The 20302-nt window shown below is 72.3% G+C and carries 14 protein-coding genes; 6 read left to right on the forward strand and 8 right to left on the reverse strand.

The window, feature by feature from the left end:
- Nucleotides 1–116: 116 nt before the first annotated feature.
- Both ACZ6QO_RS02300 and ACZ6QO_RS02305 read right to left on the reverse strand, forming a co-directional pair.
- Nucleotides 117–2081 carry a DUF4082 domain-containing protein gene (locus ACZ6QO_RS02300; protein ID WP_465846825.1) on the reverse strand — a complete coding sequence of 655 codons (1965 nt, stop codon included), beginning with the start codon at nt 2079–2081 and terminating at the stop codon, nt 117–119.
- Between the two features lie 640 nt (nt 2082–2721).
- Nucleotides 2722–3792 carry an ice-binding family protein gene (locus ACZ6QO_RS02305; protein WP_465846827.1) on the reverse strand — a complete coding sequence of 357 codons (1071 nt, stop codon included), beginning with the start codon at nt 3790–3792 and terminating at the stop codon, nt 2722–2724.
- Between the two features lie 245 nt (nt 3793–4037).
- Between ACZ6QO_RS02305 and ACZ6QO_RS02310 the strand changes: the two genes are divergently transcribed.
- Nucleotides 4038–5297, forward strand: a complete 1260-nt coding sequence (locus tag ACZ6QO_RS02310; RefSeq protein WP_465846829.1) for a nucleotide sugar dehydrogenase — start codon at nt 4038–4040, stop codon at nt 5295–5297.
- 146 nt (nt 5298–5443) lie between these two features.
- On the opposite strand, the gene ACZ6QO_RS02315 is transcribed toward ACZ6QO_RS02310, so the two are convergent.
- Together ACZ6QO_RS02315 and ACZ6QO_RS02320 are read right to left on the reverse strand one after the other, a co-directional pair.
- Nucleotides 5444–6193, reverse strand: a complete 750-nt coding sequence (locus ACZ6QO_RS02315; protein WP_465846831.1) for an SDR family NAD(P)-dependent oxidoreductase — start codon at nt 6191–6193, stop codon at nt 5444–5446.
- A 121-nt stretch (nt 6194–6314) separates the two neighbouring features.
- Nucleotides 6315–7244 (reverse strand): pirin family protein, encoded by a 930-nt coding sequence (locus ACZ6QO_RS02320; protein ID WP_465846833.1) that lies wholly within the window; start codon nt 7242–7244, stop codon nt 6315–6317.
- 323 nt (nt 7245–7567) lie between these two features.
- Here ACZ6QO_RS02320 and ACZ6QO_RS02325 point away from each other — a divergent pair, with 323 nt between their 5' ends.
- A complete protein-coding gene (locus ACZ6QO_RS02325; RefSeq protein ID WP_465846835.1) occupies nt 7568–8269 on the forward strand; it encodes a hypothetical protein in 702 nt (233 codons plus the stop codon).
- A gap of 17 nt (nt 8270–8286) precedes the next feature.
- On the forward strand, nt 8287–11391 hold the full coding sequence (locus ACZ6QO_RS02330; protein WP_465846836.1) for an AAA family ATPase: 3105 nt from the start codon (nt 8287–8289) through the stop codon (nt 11389–11391).
- 166 nt (nt 11392–11557) lie between these two features.
- On the opposite strand, the gene ACZ6QO_RS02335 is transcribed toward ACZ6QO_RS02330, so the two are convergent.
- The 3 genes from ACZ6QO_RS02335 to ACZ6QO_RS02345 all read right to left on the reverse strand — a co-directional run bounded on the left by ACZ6QO_RS02335 (nt 11558) and on the right by ACZ6QO_RS02345 (nt 15301).
- Nucleotides 11558–13099, reverse strand: coding sequence for an aldehyde dehydrogenase family protein (locus ACZ6QO_RS02335; RefSeq protein ID WP_465846838.1), 1542 nt, complete (start codon nt 13097–13099; stop codon nt 11558–11560).
- Between the two features lie 155 nt (nt 13100–13254).
- Nucleotides 13255–13854: a cupin domain-containing protein gene (locus ACZ6QO_RS02340; RefSeq protein WP_465847234.1), complete on the reverse strand. Its 600-nt coding sequence runs from the start codon at nt 13852–13854 to the stop codon at nt 13255–13257.
- A 115-nt stretch (nt 13855–13969) separates the two neighbouring features.
- Entirely contained in the window at nt 13970–15301 is a 1332-nt protein-coding gene (locus ACZ6QO_RS02345; RefSeq protein ID WP_465846839.1) for an MFS transporter, read from the reverse strand.
- A gap of 475 nt (nt 15302–15776) precedes the next feature.
- Here ACZ6QO_RS02345 and ACZ6QO_RS02350 point away from each other — a divergent pair, with 475 nt between their 5' ends.
- Entirely contained in the window at nt 15777–16634 is an 858-nt protein-coding gene (locus ACZ6QO_RS02350; protein WP_465846841.1) for a site-specific recombinase, read from the forward strand.
- Nucleotides 16635–16695: 61 nt separating this feature from the next.
- Here the strand turns inward: ACZ6QO_RS02350 and ACZ6QO_RS02355 are convergent, their stop codons facing one another.
- On the reverse strand, nt 16696–17049 hold the full coding sequence (locus tag ACZ6QO_RS02355; protein ID WP_465846843.1) for a VOC family protein: 354 nt from the start codon (nt 17047–17049) through the stop codon (nt 16696–16698).
- Between the two features lie 88 nt (nt 17050–17137).
- On the opposite strand from ACZ6QO_RS02355, the gene ACZ6QO_RS02360 reads away from it, so the two are divergent.
- Together ACZ6QO_RS02360 and ACZ6QO_RS02365 are read left to right on the forward strand one after the other, a co-directional pair.
- Nucleotides 17138–18703 carry an SWIM zinc finger family protein gene (locus tag ACZ6QO_RS02360; protein WP_465846844.1) on the forward strand — a complete coding sequence of 522 codons (1566 nt, stop codon included), beginning with the start codon at nt 17138–17140 and terminating at the stop codon, nt 18701–18703.
- Nucleotides 18700–20238, forward strand: coding sequence for a DUF5691 domain-containing protein (locus ACZ6QO_RS02365; protein ID WP_465846846.1), 1539 nt, complete (start codon nt 18700–18702; stop codon nt 20236–20238). Before ACZ6QO_RS02360 ends, ACZ6QO_RS02365 begins: the two co-directional genes overlap by 4 nt.
- Nucleotides 20239–20302 lie beyond the last annotated feature (64 nt).

A 20302-nucleotide genomic window follows, 5' to 3' on the forward strand; every position in this document is an offset into this window, starting at 1 on the left:
CCTTACGCCCGCGTCGACGGGCGCCGGAGAGCGCCGCCGCCTGTGCCGCCACGACGGGCGGGCGCCTCCGGGGAGGGGCGCCCGCCCGCGTTCCTCATGTCGTGGACCGTGGCCGGCTAGGTGACGGTGAACACGACGTCGACCCAGTAGTTGGAGGCCTGGAACGTGCTGGTGGGGAAGGTGTTGGTGGCGCTGTAGGCGTAGACGCCGTTGCCGCCCTGCTCGCCGTTCAGCAGGCCCACCAGCGAGCCGCTGGTGTACTGCGTGGTGAAGTACGGAGTGGTGTTGGAGAAGCGTCCGGAGGTCGTGTGGTACGACGCCACGTACGTCGTGTTCGCGCTGATCGCCACGGGTGTCGCGAAGTTCGCCTGCTGCCAGCCTGAGGCCGTCTCACCGCTGGAGGTGGCGCTGGCCAGCAGTGTGCCGCCGGTGGTCCACAGGCTCACCACGTGAGTGCCGGTGTTCAGGGGGCTCTTGTAGAACCGGATGCCCTCGATGACGCCGCCCGTCGTCGCCTGGAACTTCACCCCGAGCACCACCGGGGCGGTGTCGGGGTTGGTGACGACGGCCGGGACGGCGGTGGCGGGCCACAGGCTCTTGGCGGGCACGAAGACCACGTCCACCCAGTAGTTGGTCGCCTGGAACGTGCTGGTGGGGAAGGTGTTGGTGGCGCTGTAGGCGTAGACCCCGTTGCCGCCGGAGGCGGCGGAGGCCGGGGCGACCAGCGGGTCGTTGGTGTACTGCGTGCTGAAGTAGTCGGACGTGTGGGAGAAACGGCCCGAGGTGGTGTGGTAGGACGCCACGTAGGTCGTCCCGGCCGTGACGGCGACGGGGCTGGCGAAGTTCACCTGCTGCCAGCCTGAGGCCGTCTCGCTGGTGAAGGTCGCGCTGGCGAGCAGCGTGCCGCCGGTGGTCCACAGGCCGCCGACGTGGGTGCCGGTGTTCAGCGATCCTTTGTAGAAGCGGACGCCCCTGATGGTGCCGTTCGCCGCCGGCCGGAACTTCACGCCGACCACCACGGCCCGGTCGTCGCTGGAGGACGCCACGGCGGGGGTCGCGGAGGGGTCCCACAGCGAGCTCGTCACGACCTGGACGATCTCGTTGGACCTGCTCGGCGCGAAGTGGATGATCTGCTCGCCGCTGGAGGTGTCGCCGCCCAGGTAGACGGCGGTGATCGGATGCTGTCCGGGGTCGAGGGCGGAGGTGGTGAAGGTGGCGACGCCCGAGGAGTTGAGGTTGTCGGAACCGATGACGGAGGCGCCGTCCTTGAAGGCCACTTCCCCCTGGGGGGTGAGCGTGCCGGAGACCGGGCTGACCGTGGCGGTGTAGGTGACCGACTGCCCTGTCCTGGTGGGGTTGGCCGAGGTGGACAGGGCCGTGGTGGTCGGCGGGTCGTCCGGGACGGTGACGCGGGTCCTCGGCGTGTCGGTCGGGCCCACCAGGACGACCGTGCCGCCGAGCGAGAACACCCGGCCGAACACGGCGGCCTGGCTGCCGACCTGCGCGGTGCTCACCGCGATGAGGTTGCCGCGGAAGGTGGACAGCGTGCCGAGCGACGCTCCTCCGGTGATCTGCCAGAAGACGTTGTCGGCCTGGGCGCCGTTGATCAGGGCGACGTTGCTGACGTTGGCGGTGTTGAGCGCGCCGGCGCGCAGGATGAAGGTGGCGTCCGGGTCGTCCTGGGCGTCGAGGGTGAGGGTGCCGGTGAGCTGGAAGGAGCCGCCGGTGGGGGTGTAGACCCCCGGGGTCTTGGTCGTGCCGCCGAGTTCGGCGGCCACCGTGACGGCCGGGGTGCGGGCGTCGGCGGCGTTGTAGGCGGCGACCAGGTCGACCTTGGCCGCGGCGGCCGCGGCGTCGGCGGTGTGTATCGTCCCGCTGACGGTGCCGGGCGGGAAGCCGGTCACCGTGCTTCCGGGGCTGACCCCGAGGTCTCCGGTGACGGCGGTGAGGTTGGTGCTGGTCACGGCGCTGCCGGCCAGCACGCCGAACGGGGCGGCGGCGCCCAGGCTGATCGGCGGCTGCGTCGCGGCGGCGGCGGGCGGGGCGTGGACGGCGGCGGCGACCGCCACGGCGAGGGACATCGCCGCGGCGAGACAGGCGCGCAGGACGCGGGAGCGCGCGGACGGGCGTCCGCCGGAGCGCCGGCTGCGGCCGGCATGGGGACGGCGCGCACCGCCGTCCAGAGGGAGGTGGGGATGGCTGCTGCTACGGGGGGATCTTGACATGCGACTCAACTTCTCGACGGTCTCGGCGCCCCGGAGGGCGACCGGTGGTGACGCGTTGAGGCCCGACCTTGACGATCGTCCGCTGGAGGGAGCCCGGATCGTCGTGACGGAGCGGAGAGGGTGGGGGGCTCGCCGCTATTGGGGAATTCGCACGACTTGTGCTGACACTCGCACCTTTATCGGTGCCGGATCCGGGAGAGGGGGGTGATGGAGATCGTGGGGGCCTTGGTAACGCTCTGTGGTGCCGACTTTACGACTCTGAGTCCTTATTGGCAATAGTTCTCCGGTCATTATTCGGCGCGGACGAATTGTCTATATGACGATATAAGTGTATTTATCGTGCTATGCAGAGGGTGATGATGAAAGCGCGCCGGATCTCACCCGGACGGGCGCCGCGAAGGCGCCGCCAATGGCGCGGAGCGGAGCGCACGCCGGGACGGCCGGGGGGACGGCCGCGCGGACGTGAGCGGGAGGAGGGCGACGGCGGGGCCGTCGCTCAGCTTTGTACCTGCTGGATCAGCACGGGCGAGACGCTGGGTGCGAAGTGGACCCACTCCTCGTTCACCGCGGTGCCGTCGCCGACGTAGACGGCGGTGATCTGCCGCGGGCCCGCGGGGAGCGCCGAGGTGGTGAAGGTCGCGACCGCCGAGGTGTTCAGCCTGGCGGAGCCGATGATGACCTGCCCGTCCCTGAACAGCACCGTGCCGGTGGGACGGAACCCCTGGTCGCTTCCCTGCACCGTGGCGGTGAAGGTGACCGGCCGGCCCACCTGAGAGGGGTTCGGCGAGGAGGTCAGCGTCGTGCTGGTGGGCGGGTTGTCCGGCACCATGACGCGGGTGGCGGGTCCCGCCGTCGTGCCGTTGGTCTGCACGACCTGGTTGAGCGCCAGGGTCCGGCCGTACACGACCGCCCCGGTGCTCACCGTGACGGAGTTGCGCGCCAGCACGTTGCCGCGGAAGGTGGACAGGTTGCCCAGGGAGGCCGAGTCGCCCACCTGCCAGATGACGTTGTCGGTGCGCGCCCCGTTGAGCAGGTCGATGTTGCTCACCCGTGCCGTCACCAGCGTCGTCGCCTGGAAGATGAAGACCGCGTCCGGGTCGCCCTGGGCGTCGAGCTTCAGCGTCCCGTTCAGGGTGAACACGCCGCTCGGGGTGTCGTAGACCCCGGCGGTCATCACGGTGTTGTCGCCGAGGACGGGCGGCACGGTCGCGGTCGGCTGCCGGCCGGCGGCGTTGTTGTAGGCCGCGACGGCGGCGGCCTTCTCCCGCCTGGCCTCGCCGTTGTCCCGGTCGATGGTGCCCCTGACCATCCCGGGCGGGAACCCGGTCACGTTGGCGCCGGGGGTCACGTTGACGTCCCCGACGATCAGCGTCCTGTCCGTGCTGGTCACGGCCATCCCCGCCAGCACGGCGCAGTCCGCCGCGTCGCCGAGCAGCACCGGTGGTACGACGACGCGCGGCGTCCGGTGCGTGAACGCGTCCCCGGCGTGCGAGGGCGTGGACGCGGCCCCGGCCGGCGAGGGCGCGGGCAGGAGCAGCGCGGGGAGGGCCGCCAGGGCGGCGGCCACCGGGACGGCGCGCCGAGGCAGCCCCAGAAAGCGGGAAAATTGGGAAATGGGCGAGAAAGAGATATTCGGCATAATATCGTCCACACTTCGGTATCAATACCGCTTGAATCGGTGTCTCGGCTCACTATCGCCGGTCCCTCCGCGACCCGCCGGGCGACACGCCCGCCCCGCCGCCGGATCGGCGTTATAACAAGGACGGCCTTTTACAGTCGTCCCTATGGTTTCCGAAAAGCCGGGGGTCCTGTATGCGTGAGAAACTGGTCGTCATCGGGCAGGGTTATGTGGGCCTGCCACTGGCCATGCGGGCCGTGGAGGCCGGGTTCGACGTCGTGGGCATCGACGTGGACGAATGGCGCGTCAAGCGCCTGAACGCCTTCGAGTCCTACGTCGAGGACATCAGCGGCGATGAGCTGGAGGCCGCGCACCGTTCGGGCCGCTACCTGGCCAGCGCCGACTACGCCGACGCCGCGGGGTTCGACGTCTGTGTGATCACCGTGCCGACGCCGCTGCGGGACGGCGTGCCCGACCTGCGCCACATCGGGTCGGCGGGCGTGGCCATCGCCCCGCTCGTCCGGCCGGGCACCACGGTGATCCTGGAGTCCACCACCTATCCCGGCACCACCGAGGAGCATCTGCGGCCACTGCTGGAGGACGGGTCAGGCCTGCGCACCCCGGAGGACTTCCACCTCGGCTACAGCCCCGAGCGCATCGACCCGGGCAACGAGCTGTGGCGCCTCTCGAACACTCCCAAGGTGGTCTCGGGCATCGACGAGGCGTCCCTGGAGCGCATCCGCGCCTTCTACGGCCGCATCGTCCAGGAGGTCGTGCCGGTGTCCTCCCTGCAGGTCGCCGAGCTGTGCAAACTGCTGGAGAACACCTTCAGGCACGTCAACATCGCGCTGGTCAACGAGCTGTCCATCTTCGCCCAGCAGCTGCGCATCGACGTCTGGGAGGCCATCGACGCCGCCTCGACCAAGCCGTTCGGCTACATGCGGTTCACCCCCGGGCCCGGCGTGGGCGGGCACTGCCTGCCGATCGACCCGTCGTACCTGTCCTGGCGGGTCAAGCGCAGCCTGGGGCACAACTTCCGGTTCGTCGAGCTGGCGAACGACATCAACGACCACATGCCCGACCACGTCGTCCAACGGCTGACCCTCGCGCTGAACCAGCGGTCCAAGCCGATCAAGGGCAGCCGCATCCTCGTGCTGGGGCTGGCCTACAAGAAGAACGCCGGAGACTGCCGCGAGTCGCCCGCCATCGAGGTGACCAAGTCGCTGTGCAAGCTGGGCGCGCGGGTGCGGGTCGCCGACCCGCACGTCGACGCCGTGCTGATGCCGGCGGAGTTCGACATGGTGCGGCTGACCGAGGCCGAGCTGTCGCGGGCGGACGCCGTCGTGGTGCTCACCGACCACGACTGCTTCGACTACGAGATGGTGCGGCGGGCCAGCGCCTTCGTCTTCGACGCGCGCAACCGCTGCCGGGGGGACAACGTCGAGCGGCTGTGATCCCCGGCCAGGGCGGCTCCGGACACCGGGCGGCTCGGGAAACACCGGGCGGCTCCGGGACACCGGGCCGCCCGTACGCCGCCCGTACGCCGCCCGTACGCCGCCCGTACGCCGCCGGGGCCCGGCGGCGTACGCGGCCGGGCGCGTCAGCGGCCCACGCGGCGGGAGAACGCGCCGACCAGGCCGCGCGGGACGTAACGCGCCACCGCGGCGATCACCTTGTATCGCGGGTCGGGCACGCTGACCGGGACGCCGCGGGCGAAGTCGCGCATCGCGGCGTCCACCAGGCGGTCGGCCGACAGCCACAGGTAGCGCGGGATGGCGGAGGTGTCGATCGACGCCCGCTCGTGGAACTCGGTGCGCACGAACCCCGGGCACAGGGCCATCACGCGCACCCGCGGCTCGCGGATCTGCGCGGCCAGCGACTCGCTGAAGTTCACCACCCACGCCTTGGACGCGCTGTAGGTGCCATGGGCGAAGAACGCCGCGACCGAGGCGACGTTGATGACGCCGCCGCGTCCCCGCGCCCGGATGCCGGGCAGGGCGGCCATGGTGAGCCGCAGCACCGCCTCGCAGTGCACGCGCAGCATGACCAGCTCGTCGGCGACCGGAACGTCCTTGGCCGGGCCGGGGTGGGCGAAGCCGGCGTTGTTCACCAGCAGGTCGACGCCCTCCCGCAGCCGCGCCTCGACCGCCGCGATGCCTTCGTCGGTGGCGAGGTCGGCGGCCAGCGTCCGGCAGGACACCCCGTAGCGGCGGTGCAGCTCGGCCGCCGTCGCGGCCAGGCGCTCGTCGTCGCGGGCGACCAGGACCAGGGAGAAGCCGTCGGCGGCGAGCCTGCGGCAGAAGGCGGCGCCGATGCCGGCGGTCGCGCCCGTGATCAGTGCGGTGGGCATGCACGAAGACTAGCGACCGGCGGGCGCGGCGGGTTGGTCACCCGGCGGCAGGAACGCTTCCGCGTCCTGCCGCCGGGGGTCGCGGGGAGGGGGACCCGTCCGCGCGCGGTCAGGGTGAGCCCTACAGCCCGCCCTCGGACATCCCGTGCACGGCCGGGATCGTGCCCAGCCGTCCCTTCTGGAAGTCCTCGAACGCCTGCTGCAGTTCCGCGCGGGTGTTCATGACGAACGGGCCGTAGTGGGCCATGGGCTCACGGATCGGCTGCCCGCCGAGGAGGACGACCTCCAGGTGCGGCGTGTGGGAGTCCTGCTTCTCGTCCGCGCGGACCGTGAGCGAGGAACCGGCGCCGAAGACGGCGGTCTGGCCGAGGTGGACCGGCCGGCGCTCGGCGCCGGCCGCCCCGCGGCCCGCGAGGACGTAGGCGAGGCCGTTGAAGTCCTCACGCCACGGCAGGGTGAGCTCGGCGCCCGGCGCCAGCGTCGCGTGGACCATCGTGATCGGCGTGTGCGTGATGCCGGGACCCTCGTGACCGTCCAGCTCGCCGGCGATGACGCGCAGCAGCGCGCCGCCGTCGGGGGAGGCGAGCAGCTTGACGTTGCCGCCCCGGATGTCCTGGTAGCGGGGCGCCATCATCTTGTCCTTGGCCGGAAGGTTCACCCACAGCTGCAGGCCGTGGAACAGCCCCCCGGACACGACCAGGTGCTCCGGCGGCGCCTCGATGTGCAGCAGGCCGGCTCCGGCCGTCATCCACTGGGTGTCGCCGTTGGTGATGGTGCCGCCGCCGCCGTTGGAGTCCTGGTGGTCGAAGATGCCGTCGAGGATGTAGGTGACGGTCTCGAAGCCGCGGTGCGGATGCCACGGGGTGCCCTTGGCCTCCCCGGGCTGATAGTCCACCTCGCCCATCTGATCCATCATGATGAACGGGTCCAGGTGTCGGTAGTTGATCCCCGCGAACGCCCGGCGGACGGGGAAGCCCTCGCCCTCGAAGCCACTCGGCGCGGTGGTCACGGCCAGCACAGGGCGGGCCACGGCGTCCGCCGGCGCGGCCACACGCGGCAGGGTCAAAGGGTCAGCGGTTACGGCAGGCATGGGAGCCCTTCTTTCTGCGAGCGGCAGGGGAGCCGCCCGGTGCAACGATACTACGCACAACAGATATTGATATTTCAACTATTCCCGAGGGGCTCCGGTGAGAGGTGCGTCACCTCGCATCCTCCCGTGAGCGCCGGCGCGCTTCGCCCACCGTGCGGGCATGTAACAAGTTGAGCTAACTTGCGGCGCGATTTGGTCAAGATTTCCCCAGCCGCTGTAGGGGAGGAGCCTTCAAAAACGGGCACAGTTACCGTGTTGGCCCGCAAAGCGGAGGTATGGCCCCTGTGTACAGAACGCGGGTGGGGTCACGGCTGACCGTGACGGCGGCGATCGCCGTCCTGGTCGGCGCGGCGGCCGGCTGTGGCGGCGCCGATTTCACCTATGTGATGGGCGGCGACGGGCAGAGCTACTTCAAGGTGCCCGGCTCCTGGCGCAAGGTAGACCAGAAGGCCCTCGACGAGAAGGTCTTCGGCGACCTGACCTCCGGGCTCGCGCAGGCCCGCAAGAAACTGTCCTGGACGGTCGCCTACGACGGGTTCACTACTCCGTCGGCCGACCACCTGCTCGCCCCGGCCGCCGTGCCCGACGAGCCCTTCGTCTTCGCCATGGTCTCCAACCTCACCGAGAAGCAGAGGGACGCCGTGTCCCTGGACGTCCTGCGCAACGCGGGAATGCTGCCGGTCGCGATCACCGAGGAGCTGCGCGAGCAGATGGAGGAGGCGCCCGCCTATCCCTTCAAAGGCTTCGAACTCCTCAAAGACGAGGTGCTGCCGACGGCGGACGGTGTGCGTGGCGTGCACGTGGTCTACAACTACAAGGTCCTCGGAGGTCCCGTGCAGACCTTCGACCAGACCGCGTACCTCGCCGCCGACGGCACGCGCGTATCGGTCCTCCTCATCCGCTGCTCGGCCGCGTGCTACCAGGAGCGCGCCGGGGAGCTCGGAAAGATCGCGCAGTCCTTCAAGGTCAAGCGAATGCCCGGGTGACCGGGTGAGGAGCCCCGATGACACACCCCTCCGCCCCTGAGCGACCCACGGGGCTTCGAGCCCCCGACTCGGGCCCCGCCGTCCCGGGCAGGCGCACCATGCCCTTCTGGGACCGGATCAAGTTCCTGCTCGGACTGACACTGGCGTTCTTCGTGCTGGTGTGGCACAACATGGCCGAGTTCGAGGGCATCATGCCGTTCGCCGACGCCGCGCGCGTCACGGTGAACAGCCGCACCGGCTCCATCATCCTCGCCCTCATCGGCGCGGAGGTCCTGCGGCAGGCCCACTTCGTGGTGAGCGAGCGGTCCGCCCGCTACCACCGCTTCTGGACGGTGAAGGTCTTCGGCGGCTTCGAACGGTGGAGCCGCCGCCGGTTCAGCGACTGGAATCGCTACCGCATCGCCCGGGCGCTGAAGTGGCTGTTCTGGGTGGCGATCCTCGCACTGGTGCTCGGCCAGATCCTGGACGTCTCCCCGGCCCTCGCGCTGTTCCAGGCCCCCGCCCTGCTCTGGCAGGTGCTCCCGTACGGGCTGCAGCTCGCCTTCGGGTTCTTCTTCGTCATCGTGCAGTTCATCGGGCTCTTCTGGTTCATGTCCAGGGGCGGCGTCGAGACCTACTTCCCCGACGACATCAAGACGCGCTTCTCCGACGTGTGGGGGCAGGACCACGTCGTCGAGCGCGTCAAGGAGAACATCGTCTTCCTGGAGAAGCCCGACGAGATCGAGGCCAAGGGCGGCTACGTGCCGAGCGGCCTGCTGCTGTGGGGGCCGCCCGGCACCGGCAAGACGCTCATGGCCGAGGCCGTCGCCGGCGAGACCGGCCGGCCGTACGTGTTCGTGGACCCCGGCGCCTTCATCAACATGTTCATGGGCATCGGCATCCTGAAGGTCAAGTCGCTGTTCCGCAAGCTGCGCAAGCTGTCCCTGCGGTACGGCGGCGTGATCGTCTTCTTCGACGAGGCGGACTCCCTCGGACGGCGCGGCGCGCTCGCCCAGCAGGGGCCGCCCGGCTCGACCGGCTTCTCACCCGGGGCGCCGTTCCAGGCCGGCGACTGCCACGGGTTCACCTACCTGTCGGAGCACACCCGCGCCGAGCTGACCCGGCAGGCGCTCGGCCCGTCCCGCGCCGAGGCGCCCGAGCCCGGCCGCGACCGCGTCGTGATGGGCGGCATGGGCATGGGCGGGTCCGGCGACCAGGGCACCCTGCAGGCGCTGCTCACCGAGCTGTCGGGGCTGAAGAAGCCGCGCGGCTTCCTCAACCGCTACGTGCGACGGCTGTTCGGCATGCGGCCCAAGCCGCCGCCCAAATACCGCATCCTCGTCATGATGGCCACCAACATGCCGAACTCGCTCGACGAGGCGCTGCTGCGGCCCGGCCGCATCGACCGCATCTACAAGGTGGGCTACCCCTCCAAGGCCGGCCGCGTGCGCACCTACCAGGGCTACTTCGACAAGGTCCGGCACGAGCTCACCGCCGAGCAGCTCGACAAGCTCGCCACGATCACCCCGTACGCCACGGGCGCCACCATCAAGGACCTGGTCAACGAGTCGCTTATCACCGCGATCCGCCACGGGCGGGAGATCATCACCTGGGCGGACGTCATGACCGCCAAGCGGCTCAAGCAGCTCGGCCCGCCCGAGGACGTCGAGTACATTGAGCGCGAACGCCACGCCGTCGCCGTGCACGAGGCATGCCACGCCGTGACCGCCTACCGCACCCGCCAGCACCTCGAGATCGACCTCGCCACCATCGAGAAGGGCTCGGACTACCTCGGCATGGTGTCCAGCATCAAGCCCGAGGACCAGTTCACCCGCTGGCGCAGCGAGTACGAGGCCGACATCATGGTCTCGCTCGCCTCGCTGGCCGGTGAGCGCATGTTCTTCGGAGAGGACAACTCCTCCGGCGTCTCCGGAGACCTCGAGAGCGCCACCATGGTCACCGGGCTCATGGAGGCGTACTGGGGCATGGGCGTCGGAGTCGCCTCCCTCCCCGCGCTGCAACAGCTCGGCATCCGCGACGGCAAGGCGGCGCAGCGGCCCGGCGGCGGAGGCGGCATCGGCTACACCCAGGAGCCCGGCGGGCGACGTGACCATCTCACCCCCGACATGCTGGCCGAGCGCATCGAGTTCAACCTGGCCAGGCTGCTGAAGAAGACCGAGGACCTGCTCAGGGCCAACCGCCGCGAGATCCTGTGCGTCGCCCACGCGCTGGAACAGCACAAGACCCTCAACGGCGACGACGTGGTCGCCGTCATCGAGGGCACCCGGGGCCCGCTGGTCGACGGCTCGCTGTACGACTCCGGCGAGTTCTACGAGGAGATCGAGGCCTACCACGAGGTGGCCGCCGACGCCCACCGCACGCACAGCCACGTCACCACGCCGCTGCCCCGGCCGCGCGCGGCCGAGCTGCCCGTTCCGGTCATCGCGGGCCAGGTGCTCCCGTACGCCGGCGTGCCGGCGCCCACCCTGGTGCCCCCGCCCTTCGGCTCGGTGACGGGCGGGCCGCTGGAGACGGGCAACGGGTCGGTGCCGGGCGGCGCGCTGGAGACGGGCAACGGGTCGGTCTCGGGAGGTGCGGTGGAGACCGGCAACGGGTCCGCCGCCGGCAACGGAACGGGCGTGTCCGGATCGCCGGACTTCATCCCATGGAAGCCCGACCGTCCTGATCCCGGCCGTTCGCATCCCGGCCGTTCTCGTCTCGTCCCGGAGCCGGCACACCTGCCGGGTTCGCTGCCGCCCCTGCCGACCGGGACGGTGCCGCTCGCCCCCAAGGGCCGGTCCTGGCGTCCCGCGATGATCGCGCTGACCGCCGCCGTGGCGCTGGTGGTCTTCGTGCTCGCCGGGCTGGCGCTGTTCGGCGGCACGTCGGCGATCGGCGTGCAGGCCACGGTCATGCCGTCCGCCAACCTGCTGGCCGGGCTGATCATCCTGGTCGGCGTCCTGCTCATCTGCGGAGGGCTCGCCCTGGTGACGCTCAGGGCGCAGCAGGCGAGACGGGCCAAGGCGGAGGAGGCCAGAGACCGGGCCATCGAACGGGCGCAGCTGCTGGCGGCCGCCATGGAACCCGAGACGGCCATGCGCCTGCTCGGCTACGAAGGGCGCGGCGGCCAGAACGCACCATGACCCGACGGCCACGACGCACCACGACCCGACGGCCACGACGTGCCATGACCCGACGGCCACGGCCCGGGGCCGGTGCGGCTTCCGCCGCCTCCCGCGCCTCGGGCCGCCGGGCTCATGCGCCGCGCGGAGGCCGAGCCCGGCGTCCGCCGATCGGAGCCGCGCTCCGTCACAGGAGGAACTCCAGGTCGGGGATGATCTCGGCGACGTCCATCTGCGCCTTCTGCAGGCGTCCGGAATAGTCCCAGTTCATCGCCTGCCAGCGGGTGAACTGGTCGAGCACCCACTGTCCCGACTGCCGGCTGCCGTTGCCCGACCTGCCGTTGCCGCCGAACGGCAGATGCGCCTCGGCGCCGGAGGTGGAGTTGTTGACGCTGACCATGCCCGCGCCGATGCCCGCCCGGAAGCGGAACGCCGCCGTCGGGTCGGTGGTGTAGATCGACGACGAGAGCCCGTAGCCGGGCCGGTTGGCCAGCTCGATCGCCTCGTCCAGGCTGCCGAACGGGGTGACGCCCACGATCGGCCCGAACGTCTCCTCCATGAACAGGCGGTCGCCCGGGCGCACTCCGTCCACCACCACCGGGTGGTAGTACAGGCCGCCCTTGCCGTCGAAGCCGCCCCGGGGATTGTCCGGGGTGATGCGCCCGGCCGGGCCGGTGACCACCGTGTGGTGCGGCTCGATCCAGCCCAGGTAGTCCTCGTAGCGCTCGGCGAAGCGGCGGTCGAGCATCGGGCCGTACAGCACGTCGCCCGCCGGGTCGCCGACCGTCGCCTTCGCCACGGCCCTCGCGTACCGGCCGACGAACTTCTCGTGCACCGACCGGTGCACCAGCGCCGTCCCCAGAGACGTGCAGCGCTGCCCGGCCGTGCCGAACCCGGAGAACAGCGCCCCCTCCACGGCCAGGTCGAGATCGGCGTCGGGCATGATCACCATGGGGTTCTTGCCGCCCAGCTCCAGGCAGGGCGACTGCAGGTGGCGCCCGCACAGCTCACCGATCTTGCGGCCCACGGCCGTCGACCCGGTGAAGCCGACCTTCTGCACGCTGCCCTCCGCGAGCGCCTGGTCGAGCCCCGCGAAGGTCGCGGCCCCGTCGGCGAACACCAGGTTGAGCACCCCGTCGGGCAGCCCCGCCGCGGCGAACAGGCGGTACAGGGCGTGCGCGGAGGCCGAGGCGTACTCGGCGGGCTTCCACACGACGCTGTTCCCGCACAGCAGCGCCGGGACCAGGTACCAGCTCGGCACCGCCACCGGGAAGTTGCCCGCGGTGATCACCACGGCCGTCCCGACCGGCGTGCGGAAGGTGAACAGGCTCTTGTCCGGCATCTCGGACGGCACCGTCTGGCCGTACAGCCGGCGGCCCTCGCCGAGGAAGAAGTCGCAGGTGTCGACGATCTCGCGGACCTCGCCCAGGGCCTCGGCGTACGGCTTGCCGATCTCGTCGGTGACCAGCCTGGCCAGCGCCTCGGCGTTGGCCTCGACCAGCCGGCCGATGGAGGCGATCACCCGTCCCCTGACCGGCGCGGGCACCCGCGCCCACTCGCGTTGCGCAGCGGAGGCCACGCTGCACGCCCAGGCGAAGGTCGCGGCGTCGGCGAGCCGGACCGTGGCCACGGTCTCGGCCGTCCTCGCCGGGTTGATCGAGTCGTAGGCCGAGGCGTCGGCGTTCTCGGCGGCCTTGCCACCGACGACGGAGACGATCTGCTGGGTCACCGTTGACCTCCTCGCATGGGCGCTTACGTGTCATTCTTCCGCCTGACATGTCATTACCCAACTCGCCCGCCCCGCTCGGAATCGGCGGCAACCTGCTGATCCGATCCGGCGCCTCGATCCGCCGCTTATGTGCGCCGGGTCAGGGCGCGGGCGGGTCACAAGGCCGTGAAGTCGGCGAAGTCGAAGCCGGGAGACACCACGCAGCTCACCAGGACCTCCTCCCGGCCCGCGGGGCGGGCGGCCTGCCACGCGCCGGCCGGCACGAGGGCCTGCGGCACCTGTCCCTTCTCCACGTCGGGGCCGAGCGTCACCTCGTGTTCCGCGCCCGGCCGGTCGCCCGTGCCGCCGAGCACGAGCGTCAGCGGGCCGCCCCTGTGCCAGAACCACACCTCGTCAGAACGGACGGCATGCCAGACGGACTCCTCGCCCGGCTGGAGCAGGAAGTAGATGCCCGTCGCGCTCTGCCGCACCCCGCCGTGACCGGCCGGCTCCACGTCCACGGACGTACGCCACGTCTCGCGGAACCACCCGCCCTCGGGGTGGGGGAGCAGGTCCAGCGCCTCGGCGACCGGCGGGCGCCGCTGCACCGCGACGAACCTCCCAGCGACGTCCCGCCGCAGGAAACGCAGGCGCCCGTCGTCGTCCACGGCCACGACCTGCTCGGGCCCGGCGAGCCTGTCGTTGGCGACGCGTAGGGCCTCGGTGTCGTCGGCCACGGGGAGGGAGGGGCCGTCGGGGTACGCGCCGAGCGTCATGAGCAGCACGCGGCAGATCTTATGCGAACGCCGAGAGCCCGTCCCGTCCCCTCCCGGGTGAGCTCACCGTCGTCCCGAGTGCTCCGCCGTCATGCCTTCGTGGACGCGGGAGACCTCACCGTCGCGCCGGCTTCCCGGCAGGCGAGGCCGCCTCGGTTCTCCCGGCCCCGGCGGCGGCCGCGGGTAGATCCCGCACGCCTGGTACGGCGAGGACGGCGCAGCCGGCGACGGCCTGCCAGATCGCGCCGAAGCCCAGCACGGCGGAGACCCCGACGGCGGAGGCCGCAGGCCCGGCGGCGGCCAGCCCGACGGGGCCGAGGACGAACGCTCCGACGGTGGTGAGGGAGGTGATCCGCGCGAGCACTCCCGCCGGCAGGCGCTCCTGGTTCGTCGTCGCGTACAGCGTGCCGCATACCGCGGAGCCCACGCCCGCGACCAGCGCGGCGCCCGCCACCACCAGCGCCGGCGCTCCGGCGGCGACGGCGCCCGACGGCAGGGCCCAGCCGAAGGTGGCCACCGTCGCCACCAGCAGAGGGCGGCGGACCACGCGGCCGCCCATCATGGCGAGACCGCCCGCGACGGCGCCGCAGCCGTAACACGCCATGATCAGCCCCCATGCCCCCGCGCCGCCCAGCCGCTCATGCGCGACGACCGGCCCGAGCACCAGGAACGGCGCCCACACGAGCATGTTGAACAGCGTGAACTGCAAGGTGGTCACCCACAGCCAGGTGCGGGAACGGAAATGCTCCCATCCTTCCCGCAGGCCCCGTGAACCCGGTCCTCCGCCGGCGACCGCGGGGACGGCTCCGCGGGCGACCGCGCGGGCGGGGATGCGGCCGGGCAGGCGCAGCGACGCGAGCGCGACGGCGCTCACCGCGTAGGTGCCCGCGTCCACCGCGACCACCGCGCCCGGACCCACCAGCGCGACGACGGCCCCGGCGAGCGCGGGCCCGCCGACCGACGCCATCGACTGCGCCAGACCGGCGAGCGCGTTCGCGTCCCGCAGTTTCCCCTCGTACGAGGCGCCGCCGGCCGCGACCTGCGGAACGAGCGCTCCGCGCGCCGGCATGTAGAACGCCTCCCCGGCCCCCCACACCGCGACCAGCACGACGAACGCCCAGAGAGACGGATGCCCCGCGAGCAGCAGAACGGCCAGGACCGCCTGGGTGGCGCAGCGCAGGATGTCGGCGCCCAGCATCACGCGCCGGGCCCCCAGCCGGTCGCCGATCACCCCCGCGAACGGCAGGAGCGCCACCATGGGGACGATGCGGGCGGCCATGACGTACCCGAGATCGGACTGCGTGCCACCGCCGCCGAGCACCGCGAAGGCGAGTGCCAGCGAAGCCATTGACGAACCGAACAGCGAGGTGGCCTCGCCGATGAAGAACAGCCGTAGGTCCCGATGAGCCGGCGCGGCCGGCAGCCGTGGCATTTTCCTCGCGCTCATGGCCCTCACCTTGGGCGTTCGGCATATCGCCTTGCAACGGGTCCACTGAGGAAACCTGAGTCCCTTTACTGCATCAACCATCCGGCCAGGTCTCCGTCGTCGACCATCCGGGTGACCTGGCCCTCAGGCTCACTAGACTCGACGGCGATCGCCCCACCGCCTAGTTTTTTACTGCGATATCGAGAAAGATCCGAAGTGACGACGACCGATGCGCGCAGTGCGGAACTCCGCCCCGCCGCGACCGAGCTCCAGCGCTGCGGAGCGCCCCAGGCCCGAGGTCACCGGCGGCCCCGCGTCCCTGCGCCCGACCAGCGACATGTCCGAGCCGGGATCCGGCGCGGCCGTGCCGGTCAGCGGCGGCCGGCGGCGCCGCTCGGTCGGTTCTTCGGCCGGGCCGCCCGGGTGGCTCTCCGGCCGTGCCGGACGCCGGCCGGCACGGTGACGCCGAGCACGCTGCGGGAAGGGTGATCTGACCGTGCATGCCCCCGACATCGACGCGGCGGTGTCCCCGGAGCCCGTCGAGTACGCGGTGGCGATCGACCACTATCTGGCCACGTTACGGCTCGGAGACGCCTCGCGGCGCGTCTATCGCATCGCGCTGGCCACCTGGGCGTGGCCGCTCGTCGGGAAGACCCCGCCACAGGGCAGAGCGCGGCGCGGCGCGACGCCTCCCATCGTGCCGCTGGCCCTGCTCGACGCGCCCGGCACCGCGCACCGCCTGCGGTCCGCGCTGGACGAGCGCGCCGCGACCGCCGACCCGCGCACCGTGAGCCGCGAGCTTTCGATACTGCGCGGCGCGCTCGCCTGGTGGCGCACGCGCGGCTGGATCCACGGCGATCCGCTACGGGTGGCGGGCGCGCGTCTCCGGCCTCCGGCCATACCGGTCACGCCGCCCTCGGTGCTGACGCCCGCACAGGTGGCGGAGATCTTCGCATTGCAGGCCGACCTGCGCGAGCAGACCTGCTGGCGCCTGCTGTACGAGACCGCCGCCCCCGTCGAGCGCATCCTCGCCCTCAACGTCGACGACCTCGACCTGGGGCGGCGGCGTGCCAGGGGCGTCCCATCGCTGCGCTGGGGTCCGGGCGCGGCCAGGCTCCTGCCGCTGCTCCTGCTCGGCCGCACCAGCGGCCCTCTTCTGCTGACCCGGCGCCGCGCGGCGCCCGGCACGCCCGCCCGCGACCAGTGCCCGGTGACGGGGCGCGGCCGGTTGTCCTACCGCCGGGCGGCCGAGCTGTTCACCGCCGCCACAGGCACGCTCGACCCTTCCGGCCACGGCTGGACGCTCCGCCACCTCCGCTCGGCGGGACTCTCCCACCGGCGCCCGGCCCACTGATCCGCTCCCACCGGCGACGCGCCCACTGATCCCCACCGGCGCCGGGCCGACCGACCCGCCGTCACGTCGCGCGCGGTGCCAGCACGCAGAACTCGTTGCCCTCGGGGTCGGCGAGCACCACCCACGACTGGGCGCCCTGGCCCACGTCGGCCCGCCGGGCGCCCATCGCCAGCAGCCGGTCCACCTCGGCCTGCTGGTCGACCGGCCGGAAGTCCAGGTGCAGCCGGTTCTTACCCTTCTTCTCCTCCGGCACGGGGACGAAGAGGAGGCTCGGCAGGACGTCCGGAGCCAGCCTGATCTCGTACTCGTCATCCGCGTCGTTGACGACGACCCAGCCGAGCGCCTTGGTCCACCACTCAGCGAGCGCGGCCGGGCCGGCCGCGTCGATCACTACTTGCTCCCAGATGAGGCTCATGGTGCTCCCGTACCCGTGAATCGGCGAGTATTCCGGGCCCTGTTCGCGGGCCGGTTTTTTGTCAGAGGCCGTCGCTAGTGTGCCAGTCGTGATCGAACGTTGGAGCCGTGAACAAGTGCTCGCGCTCGCCCCCGACGCCTCTTCCCAGAAGGGCGCGCAGAGCGTCAGCACTCCGGCGAAGTGGTCGGCGGCGGGGGTGATGCCCGACGTGCTCTGGGGTGAGTGCAAGGGCAGCGGCGCCACGCCGTACCGCGCGTGCGTCGACCTCGCTGAACCCGCTTACCGGTGCAGCTGCCCCAGCCGCAAGTTCCCGTGCAAGCACTCGCTCGGCCTGCTCCTTCTGTGGTCCGCCGACGGCGTCCCGTCGGCCGATGCCTCTCCCGACTGGGTCGCCGAGTGGGTGGAGCAGCGCCGCGCCCGCGCCGCCAAGGCCGCGGCCTCTCGCGGTGACGCCTCCCTGTCCGACCCGGCCGGGCCCGGCGGCACCGGCGACCCCGGGCCCGGCGGCACCGGCGACCCCGAGTCCGGTGCGACCGGGAAGTCTGGGTTCGGTGCGGCCGGCGAGCCCGGGGCAGGGGCGGGCGGCGACGCGCGTCCGGGTCGGGAGGCCGCCGGGCGAGGCGCCGGGGCGCACGCCGGCGGGCCGGGTTCCGCCGGCGGCGGCGAGGCCGACCAGCGTGCCGCCCAGCGCGAGGCCCGAGTGGCCGCCGGGCTGTCCGAGCTCGAACGCTGGCTCGCCGACCAGGTCGGCCAAGGCCTCGCCGGCGCGCGGCAGACCGCCTTCGCCCAGTGGGACGAGCTGACCAGGCGGCTGGTCGACGCGCAGGCGCCCGGCGTCGCGGGCGTCGTCTCGCGCCTGTCCCGCGTGCTGGCCGAGGAAGACTGGCCGGCCCGCCTGCTGGGGGAGTACGGCCTGCTCCACCTGCTCGCGGTCGGCTACCGCCGCGCGGCCGAGCTGCCCGCGCCGCTCCGCGACACGATCCGGTCGCGGGTGGGCTTCCTCACCTCCCGAGAGGAGGTCCTCGCGGGTGCCACGCTGCGCGACCACTGGCATGTGCTCGGCTCGCGTGACGAGGAACAAGACCATCTCGTCACCCGCCGCGTCTGGCTCCGCGGGCGTTCCAGCGGCAGGTCCGCCCTGGTGCTGTCGTTCGCCCGGTCCGGGCAGGCGCTGGACGCGTCGCTGGTCACCGGCACCGTCGTCGACGCCGAGCTGGCGTTCTATCCCGGCGCCGCCCCGCTGCGCGCCCTGGTCGCGGTCCGGCACCAGGCGGTCCCGCCCGCGCCTCCGCCGGGCGTCGGTCCGCGTGCGGCCCTGAACGAGCCGGCCGCCGCCCTGGCCGCCGACCCATGGCTGGAGTCCTGGCCGGTCGTGCTGAGCGACGTCATCCCCGCCCGCCGCGCCGACCGCTGGCTCCTGGCCGGCGCCACCCCCGGCACAGACCTCACGGCCGCTCGAAGTTCTGCTCCGGCGGAAGCCGGGCTCGGCGCCGGGGCCGTCGAAGGGGTTCCGTTGCATCCGTCGGCCGGGGTTCCGTGGCGGCTGCTGGCCGTGTCCGGTGGGCACCCGGTGACCGTCGCCGCCGAGTGGACGCCACGCGGGCTGCGCCCGCTCACGACATGGGACGAAGAGGGCCAGGTGGTGGTGCTGTGATCACGGTCGACGAGTGGGAGCGGCTGGTGTCGGCGGCCTTGGTCGGCACCGACCGCCGCCCCGTGCCCGATCTGCTCGGGCAGGCGGCGGCGCACACCGCCGGGGTGCGGGCGGGGCAGCGGCTTCACAGGGGCGAGCCGCTGCCCGTCGCACCCCCCGAGGAGCAGTCACCGGTGCCACGCGCGGCGGGCGAGCGTGTCGCGCGCATCCTCGGCGGGGAGCATCCCCGTCTGCTGCCCGAATGGCTGGAGGCCGCCGCCGCCCGCGGGTACCGCCTGCCGCCGAAGGTCATCCCCTCGGTCCTCGACCAGGGGGCGCGCGACCGCTCTTTGCGTCCCCTCATCGGTGTGCTGGCCGGCGCCAGGGGGCGCTGGCTGGCCTCGCTCAACCCCTCATGGGCGTATCTCCTTGAGGAGGCGTCAGTGCGTCCCGCCGCCCCCGCACCCGGTCCGGTTCCCACGTCCGGTCCGGTTCCCGCGTCCGGCTCCGGGGGACGTCAAGGGCCGGGGGACGGCGCCGGTGCGCCGTCCGACGGGCTCGGCGGAGCCCACGGTGGCGAGAGTCATCCGAGCGCGGACGAGAGCGTCCCGACGCATCCGCTCTGGGAGTTCGGCACCCGGGGCGATCGGCTGGCGTATCTGCGCGAGCTGCGCGCCGCCGACCCCGCCGGCGCCCGCGCGCTCCTCGCACGAGGCTGGCAGACCGAGTCGCCCGAAGACCGGGCCGCGTTCGTCCACGCGATGGCCGAGGGGCTGTCGATGGCCGACGAGCCGTTCCTGGAGGCCGCGCTCGACGATCGGCGGCGCGAGGTCAGAGGCCAGGCGGCCGACCTGCTCACCCGGCTGCCCGATTCACGGCTCGGCCGCAGGATGTCCGAACGGGCCGAGCGGTGCCTTCGGCTGTCCGGTGATCGGCTCGTCGCCGAGCCGCCCGCCGCGTGCGACGCCGCGATGGAACGCGACGGCGTGCGCGCGCGTGCGCCCGGCGGCACCGGTCAGCGCAGCTGGTGGCTGCAGCAGATCGTGGCGCACACCCCGCTCCCCTTCTGGACCGTCCGCTTCGGCCGCACGGCCAAGCAGATCGTCGCGCTCAACACCGGCGACTGGTCCAGAGAGGTCAGGCTCGGCTGGGAACGGGCCGCCGTGCTGCAGAACGACGCCACCTGGGCGCGGGCGCTGTTCGCGGTGGAGCCGCTGACCGACCTGCTGGCCGTCCTGCCTCCCGGCGAGCGCGGCGACAAGGCCGCCGAGCTGGTACGCGACCAGCCCGTCGACGGCCAGCTCATCATGATGCTCGGCGGCGTTCCCGCTCCATGGGGCGCCGCGCTGGCCAAGGCCGTTCTGGAGAAGATCCTCGACACGGTGGAACGCCAGCCGTGGAACCTCGGCGAGCTCGTGCGGCTGGCGGGCGAGCGCATCGACCCGGCCTTCCACACGATCGCGGCGCGGCTGTCCTTGGAGCCGCCCGTCCAAGAGGTCGCCGCCACCCTGCGCTTCCGATTCGACATGCTCGCCGAACTGGCGGCGGGCGGATGATCGTCCGCTTCCGCGACCCCAGAGGCGGCCACGACCGCGCCGACATGGGCCGTCGCGGGCCGAC

This window comes from Sphaerisporangium sp. NPDC049457, from assembly GCF_055586705.1.